Here is a 15,619-nt window from a genome sequence, read left to right on the forward strand (position 1 = left end):
AATCCCACCCGATCCGTACCAACGCTGATGTTCCGATCAAGTTCACGTGTTCTGATCGTTGCGTTGGCCGGGTTGTCCTCGTTCCTGGCGTCCTGCGCGTCACTGGATAGTGCAGCTGGCTCGCGTCTGGATCTGGTCAAAGCGCGTGGTGAGTTGCTTTGTGGGGTGAGCGGCAAGATTCCAGGCTTCAGTTTTCTCAGTCCTGATGGTCGTTACACCGGCCTGGATGTCGACATCTGCCGTGCCATGGCTGCTGCTTTCGTTGGTGATGCCGAGAAGGTTCAATACCGGCCTTTAACCGCGCCCGAGCGGTTCACGGCCTTGCGATCGGGCGAGATCGATCTGTTGTCTCGCAACACCACCCACACCCTCAGCCGCGATGCTGTGGGGGGCAATGGGCTGCGCTTTGGACCTGTGGTGTTCCATGACGGACAGGGCTTGATGGTGAATGCCGCCAGCGGAGTGCGTTCGCTGGCTGACTTGAGCGGCAAGTCCATTTGCGTGGGATCGGGCACTACAACCGAGCAAAACCTCAACGACGCCTTCGCCTCCGAGGGGCTTCCCTACACACCGATCAAATATCAAGATCTCAATCAGGTGGTGGGCGGCTACCTCCAGGGGCGCTGCGCAGCCATGACGTCTGATCGCTCGCAACTGGCGGCGGCACGCTCAGGGTTCAGTGATCCCCAGGCGCATCAGATCCTCGACGACCGGATCAGCAAGGAGCCTCTGGCTCCAGCTGTGGTGGGTGGGGATCAGCCCATGGGTGATGCCATGACCTGGGTGATCAACGCTCTGATCGAAGCCGAGGAACGGGGTATCACCCAAGCCAATGTTGATGCGGTGGTGAAGCAAGCCGCAGCTGACCCCTCCCAGACCGCTCAGCGGCGTTTCCTGGGGGTGGACCCAGGTCTGGGTCGCAAACTCGGACTCGCCGATGACTTTGTCGTTCAGGTGATCCGTGCCACCGGCAATTATGGCGAGATCTACAACCGCCATCTCGGACCCGACAGTGCCGTGGCGATTCCCCGGGGGGCGAACCGGCTGTCCGGTGAAGGTGGTTTGATGATTTCCCCACCGTTCACCTGATGCGGCAGCGTCGTCTCCTGGTTCAGGTTGCTGTCGCCGCCGTACTGCTGGGCCTTGTGGCTCTGCTGGTCAACAATCTGGCGGTCAACCTGATTCGAACGGGCTTGGGACTGGGTTTTGGCTGGCTGGGCCGACCCGCTGGTTTTGCTCTGGCGGAAACAGCTCTCCCCTATGCCCCATCTGATAGCTACCTCTGGGCCCTGACCATTGGTTGGCTGAACAGCCTCAAGGTGATCGCGGCTGGCCTGGTCTTGGCCACCGGCCTGGGTGTGGCTGCCGGTGCAGCCCGCGGTAGCAACAACCGTCTGCTGCGCAGCCTGGCCGGAAGCTACGTGGCCTTGATTCGTCAGATTCCTCTGCTGCTGCAGTTGCTGTTCTGGTATTTCGTTGCCTTCCTTGGCCTTCCCTCGGTGCCGATCGGTGGGTTGATCCGGCTTTCGAATCAGGGCATTCAGCTGTTGGGCCTGAACCTCAGCGTTGAATTTTGTGCGGTTCTTGTGGGGCTCACGGTGTTCACGGGTGCATCGATTGCCGAGATCGTGCGCGGTGGCATCAATGCGGTGCCGCGGGGCCAGTGGGAGGCCTTCCGCAGCCTTGGGCTTGGAGAAGGGCTTGGGCTGCGTCGGATTGTGTTGCCTCAGGCCCTGCCGGCGATTCTTCCTGCGCTCACGAGCCAGTACCTCAATCTCGCCAAGAACAGCACCCTGGCCATTGCCGTGGGCTACGCCGATCTTTACGCCGTCAGTGACACCACCATCACCCAAACCGGCCGCGCCATTGAGGGCTTCCTGCTGTTGTTGCTCAGCTTTCTGCTACTAAATCTGTTGATCAGCGGCGGCATGGCTGCCTTCAACCGTGCCGTGCTGGGTCGTCTGAACAGGAGCCGCTGATGAACCGTTGGTTGGATCGCGGGATCACCCTGCTGCTGCTGGCTCTGCTCGGATGGGCTGGCTGGTCCATGCTGCATTGGCTGCTGGTGGCAGCCGACTGGTCTGTGGTGACCACCAATCTGCCGCTGTATGCGGTGGGCAGTTTCCCTGCGGATCAACGCTGGCGTCCATTGCTGTGGATGGCAGCACTGATCACGCTGACGCTGCTGACCCTCACTGGTCCGAAGCGTGGCTGGGTTCGCCGTTGGTTGCCGTTGGTCTGGATCGCGATGGCACCGCTGGGGCTCTGGCTGTTGGCCGGAGGTTTGGGTCTGCTGCCGGTGGGGACACGCAGTTGGGGTGGTCTGACGCTCACGCTGCTGCTCACGGGAGGCAGTGGAGCTTTGGCGCTTCCGTTGGGGATCCTCCTGGCCCTCGGCCGGCGCAGTGAGCTGCCGGTGCTGCGTTGGAGCAGCGCCGCTTACATCGAGTTGATGCGGGCTGTGCCCTTGATTGCGGTTCTGTTCTTTGGACAACTGCTGATCCCGTTGTTTCTGCCGCCAGGCCTTGAGATCAATCGAGTTCTGCGGGCGGTTGTGGCCTTCGCCTTGTTTGCAGCGGCCTACATCGCAGAGGATGTTCGCGGAGGCCTGCAGGCGATTCCGCCCACCCAGCGGGAAGCTGCAGCCGTGCTGGGGCTGTCGCCACGCCAAGTGCTGCAATTGGTGGTGCTGCCTCAGGCGCTGCGGGTTGCACTTCCATCGCTAACCAATCAGGCGGTGGGTCTGCTGCAAAACACAAGCCTGATGGCCATTCTCGGTTTGGTGGAATTGCTGGGCATCAGCCGCAGCCTGTTGGCGAATCCGGCTTTCATCGGCCGCTATCTGGAGGTCTACCTCTGGATTGCTGCGGTTTACTGGCTGGCGTGTACCGCCATGGCGCTGCTGGCCCGCCACCTGGAAGTTCAGCTTGACCCTGCCCGCTCCGCTTCATGACTGTCGCCATTCGTGCCACTGATCTGGTCAAGAGCTATTCCCAAGGAGTTCGAGCTCTCGATGGCGTCACCCTTGAGGTGAACAGCGGCGAAGTGCTGGTGGTGATGGGGCCTTCCGGCTCCGGCAAGAGCACGCTGATCCGTACGTTCAACGGTCTGGAGTCGTTGGATGGCGGCGCCTTGGATGTGCTTGGGGTTCGCTTGGACGCCACCCATGCAGAACGTCAGGTGCGGGAGATCCGCAAGCGCGTGGGGATGGTGTTTCAGCAGTTCAACCTTTTCCCTCACCTTTCCATCCTCGACAACATCACCCTTGCCCCGATCAAGGTGCAACAGCGTGCCAAGGCCGCTGCCGAGCAGCGGGCAATGGATCTCCTTGACCAGATGGGCATTCGCGAGCAGGCCCACAAGTACCCGGCGCAGCTCAGCGGTGGTCAGCAGCAGCGGGTGGCGATCGCCCGGGCTCTGGCCCTGGATCCTGAGGTGATGCTCTTCGATGAGCCCACCAGTGCCTTGGATCCGGAGCGGGTGAAGGAGGTATTGGATGCGATGCGCCAGCTGGCGAAAGGCGGCATGACGATGGTGGTGGTCACCCACGAACTGGGCTTTGCCCGTGAGGTGGCGGATCGGGTGATGTTCATGGATCGGGGCCAGGTGGTGGAGACCTCCGATCCAGAGACCTTTTTCAGCAATGCCAGGGAGGAACGCAGCCGCAGGTTCCTCAATCAGATGCAGCACTGAACGGTTTGCCCAACCGTGTGACGTGCTTCAGGCCGATTGTCGTTCTCTCCAAGCCTCAGTGGGCTTTCGGCTGTGCTTGTCCTGCGTTGAATTTTTGCTGACCGTCCGAGGTGTCGACTGCTTGCCCTGCCAACGGAAGTAGGCCGTCACGCAGATCAGCCAAAACGCCACAAAAGCAAGGGTCAGTGCTAGTCCGTGCATCCGAAAGAAGGTCAGCACGACATGGATGGACAGGGCGACTGAGCCCCCCAACAGAAACGTATTGCTCAGGAACGAAGCGACGGTTGCCTTGAAGGATTTCAACTCTGTCGCGCCAATCCGGCTCACATTACCGAGCAACAATTGTGATGCCAGTCCCAGTGTGGTTGCCTCAGGGCCTCGGTTGCTTCGTTGCGCAAAAAAAGCCCCTCCGGGTAGGGGAGGGGCTGTAAGGAATTCAGCTTGGGGGGATGGATCAGTTGATCACTCGTCAACCTGGTCGGCAGCTTCGCTGTGCTCCGCAGCTGCACCCGTAGGGATCAGACGGATGGCTTTCTTGCCGAGTTTGATTTCGAACTCGTCGCCGGGTTCGAGGTTCAGCATGGCGGTGTATGCCTTGCCGATCAGCAGATTGCCATTGCCCTGAACTTTGGCGATGTAGCTCAGTTTGCGACCACCTTTGCCAATCGCAGCACCACCGCTGCTCAGATTCACGCCCTTGGCCTCGAGCAGGGCCTCGTAGAACGCTGTGAAATTCAGGCGATCGCCACCATCTTTCTTATCAGAGACGTATCCGCAAGCTCTCACCAGATCGGATTTGGAAACATCTCCAAGTTCTTTGACCTTGGCAAGCAGCTCGGAACCGGTCAGCATTTTAAATGCGTCTCAATGGATACATAGTTCATAGCTGGTTGGCTGGCTGGATGTCAATCAATCGAGCCGATATTGCCAAGGCTCAGTGCTTTGAAAGGTTTGTATCTAGGGATGCGTCTCTGTGGTCTGGCTTTTGAGACTGCTCTCATGCGATGAAGCTTGCGGGCTGATGTTGAGGCGTCCTCAGTGGTTTAAACCTCAGCACTGTCTGAGGGTTCAGAAACGATCGTGTACTCGACACGATCATCATCAGAGCAGCAAAAATCCCCGTAGTAACGCTCGAGTTCATCGTAGGCAGCGTTGTAGCTGTCAAAGCGCAGCCTTGTCAGCTGATCCTCTGATTGATCACTGCGCACGATGCGATGGCGTGAAGCTGGTTGCATCAGCTGAATCCACGCGGTGGATCAAAAGTCAGATTAAGCCTGGGGCTGAGGCATCAGTTATCACAGCTTTCTAGGGTCGATTGATCTGATGGAGGTGTCCATTCTTCGGTTCTTGCTGGAGCTTGTGCCCTCCCTTCTGATTGGGTTCTGGGCTGGACGACGCCATGAAACCCTGTCCACTCGCTTGGCCGCACCGCTGGTGAGGTTCGGTGTGCCGATCAGTGTGATGGGCCTGCTGTTGAAGGGTGGCCTCAGCAGCGACATGTTGCAGGCCGCAGGCCTTGCGGTGTTTGCCATGGGTCTTGTTCTTGTGGGTGCCGCGCGCCTGCCGGGATTGGCTGAGCTGGCGTCTCCCACGCTGCGGCTTGGCAGCTGCACCGGAAACACTGCCTATTTCGGGGTTCCTCTCGCCCTGGCTTTCCTTCCCGATGAGGCTCTGCCCATCAGCATTGGCTACGACCTCGGGGCGACTCTGCTGGTCTGGAGCCTGGGACCGCTGCTGATTGGGGGGCAGGTCGATGGATCTCAGCGGTTGCGAGGGTTGCTGAGCAGCGTTGCTGGGAGTCCGGCAACCCGCGGGCTCATCGGCGCTTTGCTGGTTCAGGCGACCCCATGGTCTGCGTCGGTGGCCGATGCGCTGTGGTGGCCTTCACGCTGCGTGATTGTGCTGGCTCTGATGGTGGTGGGCATGCGCCTGGGCAGCATTCATGGCCAGGGCATTGCGCCGGAAGCACGTCCCCTGCAGCTGCTTAAGCCATTGGTGGCCAAGCTGCTGCTCTACCCGTTGCTGCTTTGGCTTCTGGCGTCTCTGCTGCAGTTCAAGCCTTTGATGGTTCAGGCGGTTGCTCTGCAAGGCGCCGCTCCGACGGCAATCTCTCTTTTGCTCATTGCAGAATCAGTGGGTGCTGATCAGGAGCGGGCCGCAGGGCTGGTGTTTTGGAGCACGTTGCTGGCCCTAATTTCAGCGCCTGCATGGGGTGTGCTGCTGCGATCTCAGTTCTGAAAACGGCGAAAGGTGAGGTTGATGCGGGTGCTCTGCACTTTGCGCCGCTGAGGAACACTGTGCATCCATCGGCTCTGACAGCCCGGGTGCATCACCAGAAGGTCACCATCGGCCAATGGCAGAGACATTTTTAGGTGTGCAGCTTTGCGGTGGCGGAGCTGAAAATCCCGCGTTGCCCCGAGTGAAAGGGAGGCAATTGGAGCCCGCTGATCAATTTCCGGTTCGTCATCGGCGTGCCAACCCATGCGGTCATCGCCATGGCGATACCAATTGAGCAGGCATCCGTTGAAGTTGGTTTCACAGGCTTCATTCACCTGGTGCAGCAATGGCTTGAACCATGCAGGCCAGCCATCACCGGTGTGAATGGCACCGCTGTAGCGGTAGTGAATTCCTTCATTGGCAAGAAACACCGTCAGTCGGGGCACCGGGTGGCGCTTCCCATAGACCTGAACCACGGGCTGCTCCCACTGGAGCTGGTGTTCAAGCTGTGTTTGCCAGTGCCTGGCAAGCTCTGGCTTCAGCCAACCCTCATGCAGGGACCAGTCCGTTTCAGCTGCAGCTGGATGGATGGTCATTCGTGACGTCGGATGACGAGGTCGGTTCGATCCCGAGACTGTCCCATACATTCGGTGGCATGGGAGCCCGAATCACCCAAGACGAATTTCTCAAGCGCGCCGTGCAGCGCTTCGGTGATCAATTCGATTACAGCTTGATCCGCTGGCGCAGTTACAAGAGTCCTGTTCAAATTCGCTGCAACGCCCATCCGGTTCAACCGATCACGATCACACCGGAAAAGCATCTGCAAACCCTGGGTGGATGCCGTCATTGCCTTCGCGAGAGACGCATCGCCTCGCTGGAGCGGGAACTTAATCGCAAATCCGCTGAGCGTCCAGAGGCCGTCGCTCAGGAGCCTTCGGCCAATCTTGAACCCACTCCGAAACGACACAGCTAAGGGGGTGTTGCTGCAACCAAGCCTGATCAGGCTTTGAGGCTGACCCGCTGATAGCAGAACCAGAGCCACTGCTGGAACAGAAGGTTCCGGTGGGAGCGCCAGAGGGTCTGGGGTTGGGCCGCATCGAAATTTTCGGGCGGCGGAACATCTCCCCGGGCTCGGTCGCGTTCCATTTCTCCGAGGATCCGCCCCACGTTGTACTCGGGGTGGCCGAGGTGCATCAGTTGCCGCTGATCCGGTGTCTCGAAAATGGTGTAGCCCACCTGTTCACCATGGGCGAGCAAGCGAAGACGTCCGTCCCGTTCGGCGGCTTCCATGGCGGCATCCGGCAGCCCGGCATGACGGCTTTGGGGGCAGACGAAATGGTCGTCCTGGGTTCCCATCAATGGATGCCCCGGGACAAGGCTGCGCATCGGGTAGATCCCGAACAGCTTCTGCTGGAAGGCCACCTTGTCGACGCCCGCAAGGTAAGCGAGGGCGAAACCGGCCCAGCACAGTCCGAGGGTGCTGGCACAGGTGCTGCGCGCTTCCTCGATCAACTGGACCAGTTCGTTCCAGTAACTGACCTGTTCAAAGGGCAGGTGTTCCACAGGGGCACCGGTGATGATCAAGCCATCCAGAGGACCCTGGGACAAGGCTTCATCCCAGCTCACATAGAGCTGCTCAAGATGGTTCTGATCCCAGCTCTTGTAGGCGTGGGAGTTGAGGCGAATCCAAATTGGTTCGATCTGCAGAACCGATAGGCCCAGCGGATGCAGCAGGTTGAACTCGTACTGCTTGCCCAGCGGCATGATGTTCAAGATGCCGATCCGCAGGGGCCGGATGTCCTGGCGTTCAGCCTGTTCGGGCTCAATCCAGGAAATCCGGTTGCGTTCAACCTCCGCGATTTTGTGGTAACTGCCAGGAAGGATCAGCGCCATGGAAGCTGGGACGTCATTCAGCTGAGAACGGCGAGGGCCTGTTCGAAGTCGGCCTTGATGTCTTCGATATGCTCGAGTCCGACGGAGACCCGCACCATCGTGGGGGTCACGCCAGCCGAAGCTTGTTCCGCCTCACTGAGTTGTTGGTGTGTCGTGGACGCGGGGTGAATCACCAGCGTTTTGGCATCGCCCACGTTGGCGAGGTGGCTGGCCAGCTTGAGGCTGTCGATGAAGCGAACCGCATCGTCGTAGCCCCCGTTGAGGGAGAACATCAGCATGCATCCCATGCCACGGCCTGTCAGGTATTTCTTCGCGGCAGCGTTGTAAGGATCATTGGCCAGACCGGGATAGCTCACATGGGCGATGGCGGGATGGTCCTGCAGCCAGGTGGCCAGCGCCATGGCGTTTTCGGTGTGGCGCTCAACGCGCAGGCTCAGGGTTTCCAGACCCTGCAGCAGCAGGAAGCTGTTGAACGGACTGACGGCCGGCCCCCAATCCCGCAGGCCCTCCACCCGGGCCCGCAGGGCGAAGGCGATGTTGCGGTCATCGGGCAAGCCAAGCATTTTGCAAACGTCACTGCCGAAGCCAAAGGCATCCCAGTGCACCAAGCCGTGATAAGCCGCGCTGGGCTGGCTCATCAACGGGAACTTGCCGTTGCCCCAGTTGAAGGTGCCGGCGTCCACGATCACGCCCCCCAGGCTGGTGCCGTGGCCCCCGATCCACTTGGTCGCACTTTCAACGACCACATCAGCGCCGTGGTCAATTGGTCGCAGCAGAGCTCCACAGGCTCCCAGGGTGTTGTCGACGATTAAGGGGATACCTTTCTCTTTGGCAAGCGCTGAAAGACCCTCAAAGTCAGGGATGTTGAAGCGGGGATTTCCCATCGCTTCCACGTAGAGCGCCTTGGTGTTGTCGTCGATTTGCGCTGCAAAGCTCGCGACGTCGTCGCCTTCGGCAAAGCGCACGTCGATTCCCAAGCGAGGGAACTGCACCTTGAACTGGTTGTAGGTGCCGCCGTACAGGTAAGACGTTGAAACGAAGTTGTCTCCCGCCTGCATGCAGTTGGTGATCGCCAGGAACTGAGCCGACTGGCCTGAGGCAGTCGCCAGTGCGGCTACCCCGCCTTCAAGGGCGGCGACGCGTTTTTCAAACACGTCGGTGGTGGGGTTCATCAGGCGGGTGTAGATGTTCCCGAATTCCTTCAGACCGAAGAGGTTGGCTCCGTGTTCGGCGTCATTGAAGACGTAGGAGCTGGTCTGATAAATGGGAACCGCCCGTGCGTTGGTTGCACTATCCGGGGACTGCCCGGCGTGCAGCTGCAGGGTCTCGAAGCGGTGAGACATGGTCTTCGGCGGGGCCACTGCCCCAGTTCTAGTCGTCAGAGAGCTCGGGTTTGTCGGTTTCCGCCAAAGAAGGGAATGTGTTGCGGATCACCTCTTGAATATCGCGGTGCGCTTCGCTGCGGAATCCAGCCACGCCATCGGGGCTGAGCAGGGGATAGGTGCGATCACTTGCATCCACCTCGCGCAGATGCTTCCAGCGGTTGCTGCTGTCTTCTGCTTTCAGCGCAATCAGGGGCGCCTGGAAGTCGTAGGCCTTGGTGTTGCCGAGAGCAGCCACTTGGGCCGTGAGCTTTTCACGCACAGGGCTGAGGGCTTTGGCTTTCAACGTGTCGGGCAAGCCGAGCACGGGCTCGTAATGGTCGAGCAAACGGAGTTCAGCCTCCAGCAGCACCGGCCATGCTCCGCGCTCACCGTCGCCAAGGCCCATCCCCGCCTCGGCTTCGGTCATCGCATCGAGATGGAAGCGCAGCCAGCGGTAGTAGGTCTTGTCTTTGATTGATTTCTTGGCGGCGGCCCGTCCGGTCACAATCGCCGGCAGAGCTTTTTCGGCTTTGCGCAGGAACAGGCGATCCTCCCGTTCCAAATTCATGGCCCCCCAGCGCTGCCGGTATTCCCACAGCTCGACGTAGCGAGCCACATCCGCCTCGGACCAGCCGAGACCCTTCAGTTCGTCACCGCGATGGGAGGTTTCCTTGGACACCCGCTTCCTGGATCACGCCAGGTCTCAGCGTAGGTGTCGATGCTCACCCGTTTGGTGATCTGCTGGCTGGGTTGGCCTGCAGATGCTGCTCAACCGTGATGCGCTGCGGTTGGTTGTAACCCACCGGCAGCCAAAGATCACCGGCCGCTGCATTGAAGTGGATCTCCCAGTGATACAGGCCGGTGTAGGCCGCAGGGTCCTCCTTCATCAGTGAGGCATAGAGCAGCACGGCGCGGCCGTAGTAATCGCTGTTGTTGTAGCCCCAGAGGCCGCGGCGAATGTCCTGCAGTCCGCCCCGCCTCACCAGGTAACGCGCTGCTGCCTGGATGGCGTCGTGGGGATCGCGGATGTTCCCGGCGCCAACGCCGGGTTCGGCCCAGGTGGTGGGCAGGAACTGCATCGGGCCCTGGGCATTGGCCACGGAGACGCCATCGATGCGTCCCATTCCGGTTTCCACCAGGTTCACGGCCGCCAGAACCTCCCATTCGATTCCTGTCGCTGCCTCGGCCTTGCGGTAATAGCTGAGCAGCTTCGCCGCTGGTTCGGGCTGGATGATCCGCCAGGCGGGGAGCATCGTCGGTCCACGGCCGCGGCTCATGCGAACGAATTCACGCCGTGCTGCCAGGTGGCTTTTCGCCACGCTGCGCCAGCGCGGGGGTAACGCGTCAACGACCTGCTGAGATCTGGGTTGGTCCGTCGACAAGACCCGGTAGATCACCTGTTGTTGGTGGCCGAGATCGGGCAGGGCCTCGGCCGCTGTGGCGGGATCCCTCAGCGCCTGTTCAACGGCCGCCAGCAGTGTTGCCAGCTCGGCTGGCTCAGCGGGCACAAGGGGGTACTGCCGGCCATCTTTGGTTTTCGGTTGGCTGGCCTGGGCAGGAAGCAGCACAGGTGATTTCACCCCTGGCTTGGTGACAGCTTGCTGGGAAACAACCGCTTCGGCTGCGGCCTGCGGCTGTTTTGGTCTCAGCCACAGCCCGCTCAGCAGGCTTGCCGTGATGGCTGAGACAACAAGCACATTGCGGCTGCGCATGGTGGGGCAGGGGCGCTGTGTTGACCCTACCGGTGTGGTTCAGGCGGCAAGAAAGGTGCTGCGGTCGTGAAAGTCGGCCTTGCAGCCGTGGCGGAGGGCCCAATGGCTCAACCCCTCCTGTCCACGGTCGATCACGGCCGTCAATGCCAGGTCTGGGCAGACGTCTGGTGTCCACCAGGGCTCCAATGCAATCCGGGCGTCGAGCCGCAGTTGGTGCAACCCACGTTGCAGCCGCACCGTTGGGGGTGTGCTCAGTTCCTGCTGCGTTTGTCCACTGCGATAGCCATCGAAGCGATAGAGCGCCCAATCGCCATCGGCAGCCAGATTCACTTCCCAGTAACGCTGCTCCCCGGGGGCAGCGATGAAGGCTTCGAAGCAGGTGGTGGTCCAGAGCTCATCTTTGCGCTGCCCCTGTTGGGTCCCATCGTTCAGCCCTGCCGGCAGCTTCAGGACGCCAATGCCCTTGGCCGCGCGGGCCAGAACCCCGTAGCTGAGTTCCAGCCAACCCTCGCGCTTCCACACCAGCTCAGCGCTGATCTGGACCCCAGCTGGAATGGACCGTTCAAAGGGAATCAGGCGGCAGGCCTGACGCAGCATCACGGCAGAACGCGCCATCTCAGAGGTTTGGACTTGGCTGCTGCTTCAGCCGCGCAACCAGTTGCTCCAGGGCGTTGAACTGCTGCTCCACCGCTTCGGTAAGTCGGAACTGCACCAGGGCCCGTTGCAGGTTGTGCCCAGGTCGATCGCAGCGGAAATACACATCGCCCTCCAGGTGATCCGTGAGAAAGCGCAGGCCAAGCTCCAGGGGGATCAGGCGGATGCAGTGGGGCAGATAGTGCAGGTCCCAGTCACTCAGGAACCCACCAGCAACGGAGAGATAGCCCGTGAGGATCGCCTCACAGAGCTCCATGTCGAAGTTCACATCGTCGAGGCAGAGGGTTTCCTCTCCGGATGGATTGCAGCAGGAGCGCACACAGTCGCCGATGTCGTAGTGAACAAGCCCCGGTTTGACGGTGTCCAGATCGATCAGACCGATCGCCTGGCCGCTGGCCTCATCGATCATCACGTTGTTGATCTTGGGGTCCCCATGGATGGGGCGGTGATGGAGTTCACCGCGGCTGAGCGCTGCTTCCAGCACATCGACGCCCTGACGACGTGCCTCGATGAACGCGCAGGCGTCACGTTCGGCAGACCCAAGGCGGTCTGTGGCTTTGGCGACCGCATCGAAGTGTTGGAGGTAGGCCGGCGTGACGTGGAAATTTTCGAGGGTGTCCGCCAGTTGATTGATGGGCAGATCGCTGATCAGGTGGTGGAACATTCCCAGCCCGTAGCCCACTTCCTGGGCATGGGCACTGTCCCGGATGACATCGCTGGTGGTTGCTGCGCCGATGTACGTGATCGAGCGCCAGAACTCTCCGTTCTGTTCGATCCAGGGGGAGGCCTCTCGCCGACAGGGAACCACCCTGGGCACTTCCCAGCGCCGCCCCTTCAATTGTGGGGGTGGAGAGGCGAGACGGCGTTCCATGTGGTCGCCCAGGGCCTGCAGGTTCTGCATCACCAGGTCAGGCCGCTCAAACACGTTTGTGTTCAGGCGTTGCATGACGAAGGCGCCGTCCTGTCCCTCGTGGGTCACGAGGAACGTTTCGTTGACGTTGCCCGAACCAAGGGAACGGATGGCTTTGATCCCCTCGCGAGGATGGAAGCGATCGGCGATGGCTTCCAGGGCCTCGGTCATGAACGGTCGCATGGGTCTCACATGGCACCTTGCCGTTCTTCCGGTGCTCTGCCCCGTTCAGGTGTGCAGAACCACAGCCGACTCAGGCATCGAGCTGGCTTTCGATCACATCCATGAGCTCCAGGTAGGCCGGTACCCCGGTCTCACCGTTCTCGTCCAGAGCCATCTTGCTGCCCATGGCCTGATTGGCGTTGTCGGCAATCACGGCATTCACCACCAGCTCGAGGGCTTTGGGAACATCGAGGTTCTGAAGTGCCTCGGCGTAGCGACGGCTGTGGCTGGGCCGCACGGATTCCTGGCAGTAACTGGAGAGTTCACGGCTTTCCGTCATCACCCGGTAGGCGGTCTCCTTCACGCCTGCACGCCCGTAAATCGCCATGTACAGCAGGTTCACCATCGAGGCGTCGTTGGCTGGGATGGCGTACTTGCGGGCGATCTGAGGCCAGTACCGCAGGGATTTGAGCCCCTCCAGTCCACCTTTGCGCAGGCCTGCGGCTTCACACCACTGCTCCAATTCCTCCATGGAATGTGGGCAGCGGCCTTGATCGCGCATCGCCTCGGCCATCACCTGCCCGGCCTGGAAGTTGCGGGTGGGGCTGCCGGAGACCGGCAGCATCATGCTGCCGCGCACATCGGCCACCATCGCCGTGAGTTGGCTGAAGGTGTGGTCACGCACCCGCTCAAAGTCGCCATCGCGCACCAGGGTGGATTCAATCCTGGGGACGGCATAGCCCAGTTCCGTGAGCGGAAAGGGCTGCCGGTGGTACAGCCGTTGACGGTCGGGGCGTGCCATCGACACGGTGGCCGCCTGGTCCAGGCACTGGTTCAGCAGCAGGGTCAGCAGCGTTGGCAACACCCCGGGATTGTCCTGATGGAAGCCGTAGCCGAAACCGGCGAACACCGAGGCCATGTTTTTGGCGGCCTTGATGAACTGGCCCTCCACGTTGTGAACACCGGCGGACACCTGGATGTTCGGGGACAGTTGATCCATCAGTTGAGCCCCCAACATGGCCGTCAGGGCATTGGGATGGCAGAAATTGGCGGTGAAGCTGTCGAAGGGGTTGCGCAGAGCCCCATGGCGATGGAAGCCGGAGAAGAAGGCGAGCTCGGGTTGTTGTTCGCACAGCACATAGGCGCTGTTGCTGATCGGGTCATGGCTGAAGGATCCCGCCAGGCAGGCCAGCACAACCTGCTCCCGATGGAGCTCCTTGCGCAGGCGGCAGGCTTCCTGGAGGTCTTCTTCGATGTGGTTGCTGTTGGCGCTGAGCACCACAAGCTCGCAGCGCTGGATCAGATCGCTCAGGGTGTTGGCAACCAGCTCACCTCCGATGCGGTTGCCGCCCATGTTGAGCACGGTCTCCACGTGCTCATCGTCCATCGTTGCAATCGTCTCCTGGGGGAAGGCTCCCAGGAGGTCCCGGCCGGGGCGAGGGGCCAGCAGCAGACGCCCTTTGGCGTTCTGCATGGCGCAGTTGTAGGCCAGCGAAGCTGGATAAAGCCCGACGCTGTAGAACCCCACCTTGCCGGTCGAGAGCTCCTGCACGCGCCGACGGATTGCGCCGGCGTCGAGGCTCTGATCGAAGAAGGAATTGCGCATGCCGACAAGACTAAGCAGCGTTCCCGATAGGACTGCTCACAGAAGACAGACGCCAGTCCCTTGGGTGATGCGGAGTTGGAAGCATTGAGCAGGGCGGGAAATTAAATGAAAGAAAGTCGTGAAATTCAACGGCAATTGAATGATTCAAAGGCCCATGATTGTTCTGTAATTCGGGTTGGATCGTGTTCGCTCATTGAGAGCCTGGATTTCGGGATAAGCGGAGAGGTCTTCGTTGGGATAGAAAATGGGGAGATAGCCGAGGTATGCATTGACTGCACAGTCTGCTGCGGTCCAGCAATCCCCCACCAGAAACTGTTTCTTGGCGTAGATGTCATTCAGAGTTGCCATCAGCCTGGGGAACTCCCGCTCTTTATTGGAGGGAACGAATAAAGCAATTGCCAGTGTGGAGTTGGCGAATAGAATCCACTGGCTGATCGAGGCTCGTGTTGCGGCGTCATGGACTTCGTCGGCGTAATTCTCAGACAAATACTGAAGAATGGCGCCCGACTCAAACAGCACCAAACCATTACTGGCGTCTTTAAGGGCAGGCAGTTTGCCGAAAGGATTGACCTCCAGATAGCTCGCTGCAAGATTTTGGCGAGCTGCCAGGTCAATGTTGACGTATTCGTAAGAAATTCCTTTTTCTGCTAAGTACCATTTCGGCATTGAAACACGGGTCTTGGGGCCGCCGTAGAGATAAAGCGTCATCGCTGACTATTAACTTTCTCCATGCTATCCATTGGAATGAATCAGTGACGTTGCGTGGTGCAAGCTCTGGTGGGGTTTGATGTCAATGTTGCTCGCAATTTGGATGCCTTGTTGGATGCATTGATGGGGATCCCGTTGTGGTGGACATGTGACATGTCAATCTTTTGCTTCGGCGTGCACGCAACAACATCTGGTCGATAGCGGCCTGATGGGGCTGGGCGGTTGTCATCACGGGCAGGACCGGGTCAAACACGCTGTAAAGCGCTCAAACCATTGCCCAGAGGCCTGTGACCAGCCGTGATCTGCTGATGGCGTATCGCTGGCCTGCAGCGGTTGTGTTGTCCAGCCTGGTTCTGGCGGTCACGGCCGCCAAGCTTTTGAGTCGGCCCATCCCCATCGCGATTAAGGGCGGATTGCAGGTCGACAAGTTGGTGCTTCCGCCCAGTGTCACCATCCGCTCCGATACCCCTTTGCCGGTCGTGGTGCATGAGCAGGTCACCATTGGTGGCGCTGCGCCCCTCGCGATCGAAGGCCCGGTGACCATCAGCGGAAATGCCCCTCTGGCGGTTGAAGGAGCTGTGTCCCTCACAGCTGAAGACCCGCTTGCGGTACGGCAGACGTGTCTGTCGACAACAAAGTCACCATCGGCGGCAAAGTCGACATCCAGGGCAAGGTGAAGCCGACCTTGCTTCCTGTTCCG

19 protein-coding genes are annotated in these 15,619 nt (G+C 60.2%); 7 read left to right on the forward strand and 12 right to left on the reverse strand.

The features are described 5' to 3' along the window. Nucleotides 1–27 precede the first annotated feature (27 nt). Genes NCN05_RS08660 through NCN05_RS08675 form a run of 4 tightly spaced genes read left to right on the forward strand, consistent with a single transcriptional unit; the run spans nt 28 to nt 3,693 of the window. Complete coding sequence (locus tag NCN05_RS08660; RefSeq protein WP_250397773.1) at nt 28–1,089, forward strand: amino acid ABC transporter substrate-binding protein; 1,062 nt, start codon at nt 28–30, stop codon at nt 1,087–1,089. Further along, on the forward strand, nt 1,089–1,979 hold the full coding sequence (locus NCN05_RS08665) for an ABC transporter permease subunit (protein WP_115010207.1): 891 nt from the start codon (nt 1,089–1,091) through the stop codon (nt 1,977–1,979). Before NCN05_RS08660 ends, NCN05_RS08665 begins: the two co-directional genes overlap by 1 nt. After that, nucleotides 1,979–2,953, forward strand: a complete 975-nt coding sequence (locus NCN05_RS08670) for an amino acid ABC transporter permease (RefSeq protein ID WP_250397774.1) — start codon at nt 1,979–1,981, stop codon at nt 2,951–2,953. The genes NCN05_RS08665 and NCN05_RS08670 overlap by 1 nt, the downstream gene beginning before the upstream one ends. After that, nucleotides 2,950–3,693 carry an amino acid ABC transporter ATP-binding protein gene (locus NCN05_RS08675; RefSeq protein WP_186497476.1) on the forward strand — a complete coding sequence of 248 codons (744 nt, stop codon included), beginning with the start codon at nt 2,950–2,952 and terminating at the stop codon, nt 3,691–3,693. The genes NCN05_RS08670 and NCN05_RS08675 overlap by 4 nt, the downstream gene beginning before the upstream one ends. A gap of 27 nt (nt 3,694–3,720) precedes the next feature. Here the strand turns inward: NCN05_RS08675 and NCN05_RS08680 are convergent, their stop codons facing one another. The 3 genes from NCN05_RS08680 to NCN05_RS08690 form a co-directional block, all read right to left on the reverse strand. Further along, nucleotides 3,721–4,032, reverse strand: a complete 312-nt coding sequence (locus NCN05_RS08680) for a hypothetical protein (RefSeq protein ID WP_170950954.1) — start codon at nt 4,030–4,032, stop codon at nt 3,721–3,723. Nucleotides 4,033–4,155: 123 nt separating this feature from the next. Beyond that, nucleotides 4,156–4,545: an AbrB family transcriptional regulator gene (locus tag NCN05_RS08685; RefSeq protein WP_006849603.1), complete on the reverse strand. Its 390-nt coding sequence runs from the start codon at nt 4,543–4,545 to the stop codon at nt 4,156–4,158. Between the two features lie 191 nt (nt 4,546–4,736). After that, nucleotides 4,737–4,928, reverse strand: coding sequence for a hypothetical protein (locus NCN05_RS08690; protein ID WP_115081919.1), 192 nt, complete (start codon nt 4,926–4,928; stop codon nt 4,737–4,739). Between the two features lie 88 nt (nt 4,929–5,016). Between NCN05_RS08690 and NCN05_RS08695 the strand changes: the two genes are divergently transcribed. Beyond that, nucleotides 5,017–5,931: an AEC family transporter gene (locus tag NCN05_RS08695; RefSeq protein WP_250397775.1), complete on the forward strand. Its 915-nt coding sequence runs from the start codon at nt 5,017–5,019 to the stop codon at nt 5,929–5,931. Here the strand turns inward: NCN05_RS08695 and NCN05_RS08700 are convergent. Continuing rightward, the gene (locus tag NCN05_RS08700; RefSeq protein WP_250397776.1) at nt 5,922–6,506 is read right to left on the reverse strand and encodes an alpha-ketoglutarate-dependent dioxygenase AlkB family protein; all 585 of its coding nucleotides are present in this window, start codon (nt 6,504–6,506) and stop codon (nt 5,922–5,924) included. The genes NCN05_RS08695 and NCN05_RS08700 overlap by 10 nt on opposite strands. A gap of 59 nt (nt 6,507–6,565) precedes the next feature. Here NCN05_RS08700 and NCN05_RS08705 point away from each other — a divergent pair, with 59 nt between their 5' ends. After that, nucleotides 6,566–6,883 (forward strand): DUF723 domain-containing protein, encoded by a 318-nt coding sequence (locus NCN05_RS08705; RefSeq protein WP_115081774.1) that lies wholly within the window; start codon nt 6,566–6,568, stop codon nt 6,881–6,883. A 26-nt stretch (nt 6,884–6,909) separates the two neighbouring features. On the opposite strand, the gene NCN05_RS08710 is transcribed toward NCN05_RS08705, so the two are convergent. The 8 genes from NCN05_RS08710 to NCN05_RS08745 all read right to left on the reverse strand — a co-directional run bounded on the left by NCN05_RS08710 (nt 6,910) and on the right by NCN05_RS08745 (nt 14,919). Then, the gene (locus NCN05_RS08710) at nt 6,910–7,803 is read right to left on the reverse strand and encodes a homoserine O-succinyltransferase (RefSeq protein WP_250397777.1); all 894 of its coding nucleotides are present in this window, start codon (nt 7,801–7,803) and stop codon (nt 6,910–6,912) included. 17 nt (nt 7,804–7,820) lie between these two features. Beyond that, nucleotides 7,821–9,146: an O-acetylhomoserine aminocarboxypropyltransferase/cysteine synthase family protein gene (locus NCN05_RS08715; RefSeq protein WP_250397778.1), complete on the reverse strand. Its 1,326-nt coding sequence runs from the start codon at nt 9,144–9,146 to the stop codon at nt 7,821–7,823. Between the two features lie 28 nt (nt 9,147–9,174). Beyond that, complete coding sequence (locus NCN05_RS08720) at nt 9,175–9,846, reverse strand: hypothetical protein (RefSeq protein ID WP_250397779.1); 672 nt, start codon at nt 9,844–9,846, stop codon at nt 9,175–9,177. A 43-nt stretch (nt 9,847–9,889) separates the two neighbouring features. After that, nucleotides 9,890–10,879, reverse strand: a complete 990-nt coding sequence (locus NCN05_RS08725; RefSeq protein WP_250397780.1) for a lytic transglycosylase domain-containing protein — start codon at nt 10,877–10,879, stop codon at nt 9,890–9,892. Nucleotides 10,880–10,918: 39 nt separating this feature from the next. Next, the gene (locus tag NCN05_RS08730) at nt 10,919–11,494 is read right to left on the reverse strand and encodes a DOMON-like domain-containing protein (RefSeq protein ID WP_250397781.1); all 576 of its coding nucleotides are present in this window, start codon (nt 11,492–11,494) and stop codon (nt 10,919–10,921) included. Nucleotide 11,495: 1 nt separating this feature from the next. Further along, on the reverse strand, nt 11,496–12,626 hold the full coding sequence (locus NCN05_RS08735) for a phosphotransferase enzyme family protein (RefSeq protein WP_250397782.1): 1,131 nt from the start codon (nt 12,624–12,626) through the stop codon (nt 11,496–11,498). 70 nt (nt 12,627–12,696) lie between these two features. Next, nucleotides 12,697–14,211 carry a DUF8648 domain-containing protein gene (locus NCN05_RS08740; protein WP_250397783.1) on the reverse strand — a complete coding sequence of 505 codons (1,515 nt, stop codon included), beginning with the start codon at nt 14,209–14,211 and terminating at the stop codon, nt 12,697–12,699. Nucleotides 14,212–14,355: 144 nt separating this feature from the next. Next, on the reverse strand, nt 14,356–14,919 hold the full coding sequence (locus tag NCN05_RS08745) for a glutathione S-transferase family protein (protein ID WP_250397784.1): 564 nt from the start codon (nt 14,917–14,919) through the stop codon (nt 14,356–14,358). 287 nt (nt 14,920–15,206) lie between these two features. Between NCN05_RS08745 and NCN05_RS08750 the strand changes: the two genes are divergently transcribed. Next, the gene (locus NCN05_RS08750) at nt 15,207–15,596 is read left to right on the forward strand and encodes a hypothetical protein (RefSeq protein ID WP_250397785.1); all 390 of its coding nucleotides are present in this window, start codon (nt 15,207–15,209) and stop codon (nt 15,594–15,596) included. Nucleotides 15,597–15,619: the final 23 nt, after the last annotated feature.

The sequence above is a fragment of the Synechococcus sp. MU1651 genome (assembly GCF_023630635.1).
Lineage (GTDB): Bacteria > Cyanobacteriota > Cyanobacteriia > PCC-6307 > Cyanobiaceae > Parasynechococcus.

What these genes read in the sequence shown, in the direction of transcription:
- NCN05_RS08660 (WP_250397773.1), top strand. Translation starts at nt 28, where the DNA reads ATGTTCCGATCAAGTTCACGTGTTCTGATCGTTGCGTTGGCCGGGTTG.
- NCN05_RS08665 (WP_115010207.1), top strand. Translation starts at nt 1,089, where the DNA reads ATGCGGCAGCGTCGTCTCCTGGTTCAGGTTGCTGTCGCCGCCGTACTG.
- NCN05_RS08670 (WP_250397774.1), top strand. Translation starts at nt 1,979, where the DNA reads ATGAACCGTTGGTTGGATCGCGGGATCACCCTGCTGCTGCTGGCTCTG.
- NCN05_RS08675 (WP_186497476.1), top strand. Translation starts at nt 2,950, where the DNA reads ATGACTGTCGCCATTCGTGCCACTGATCTGGTCAAGAGCTATTCCCAA.
- NCN05_RS08685 (WP_006849603.1), bottom strand. Translation starts at nt 4,545, where the DNA reads ATGCTGACCGGTTCCGAGCTGCTTGCCAAGGTCAAAGAACTTGGAGAT.
- NCN05_RS08690 (WP_115081919.1), bottom strand. Translation starts at nt 4,928, where the DNA reads ATGCAACCAGCTTCACGCCATCGCATCGTGCGCAGTGATCAATCAGAG.
- NCN05_RS08695 (WP_250397775.1), top strand. Translation starts at nt 5,017, where the DNA reads ATGGAGGTGTCCATTCTTCGGTTCTTGCTGGAGCTTGTGCCCTCCCTT.
- NCN05_RS08700 (WP_250397776.1), bottom strand. Translation starts at nt 6,506, where the DNA reads ATGACCATCCATCCAGCTGCAGCTGAAACGGACTGGTCCCTGCATGAG.
- NCN05_RS08705 (WP_115081774.1), top strand. Translation starts at nt 6,566, where the DNA reads ATGGGAGCCCGAATCACCCAAGACGAATTTCTCAAGCGCGCCGTGCAG.
- NCN05_RS08710 (WP_250397777.1), bottom strand. Translation starts at nt 7,803, where the DNA reads ATGGCGCTGATCCTTCCTGGCAGTTACCACAAAATCGCGGAGGTTGAA.
- NCN05_RS08715 (WP_250397778.1), bottom strand. Translation starts at nt 9,146, where the DNA reads ATGTCTCACCGCTTCGAGACCCTGCAGCTGCACGCCGGGCAGTCCCCG.
- NCN05_RS08725 (WP_250397780.1), bottom strand. Translation starts at nt 10,879, where the DNA reads ATGCGCAGCCGCAATGTGCTTGTTGTCTCAGCCATCACGGCAAGCCTG.
- NCN05_RS08730 (WP_250397781.1), bottom strand. Translation starts at nt 11,494, where the DNA reads ATGGCGCGTTCTGCCGTGATGCTGCGTCAGGCCTGCCGCCTGATTCCC.
- NCN05_RS08735 (WP_250397782.1), bottom strand. Translation starts at nt 12,626, where the DNA reads ATGCGACCGTTCATGACCGAGGCCCTGGAAGCCATCGCCGATCGCTTC.
- NCN05_RS08740 (WP_250397783.1), bottom strand. Translation starts at nt 14,211, where the DNA reads ATGCGCAATTCCTTCTTCGATCAGAGCCTCGACGCCGGCGCAATCCGT.
- NCN05_RS08745 (WP_250397784.1), bottom strand. Translation starts at nt 14,919, where the DNA reads ATGACGCTTTATCTCTACGGCGGCCCCAAGACCCGTGTTTCAATGCCG.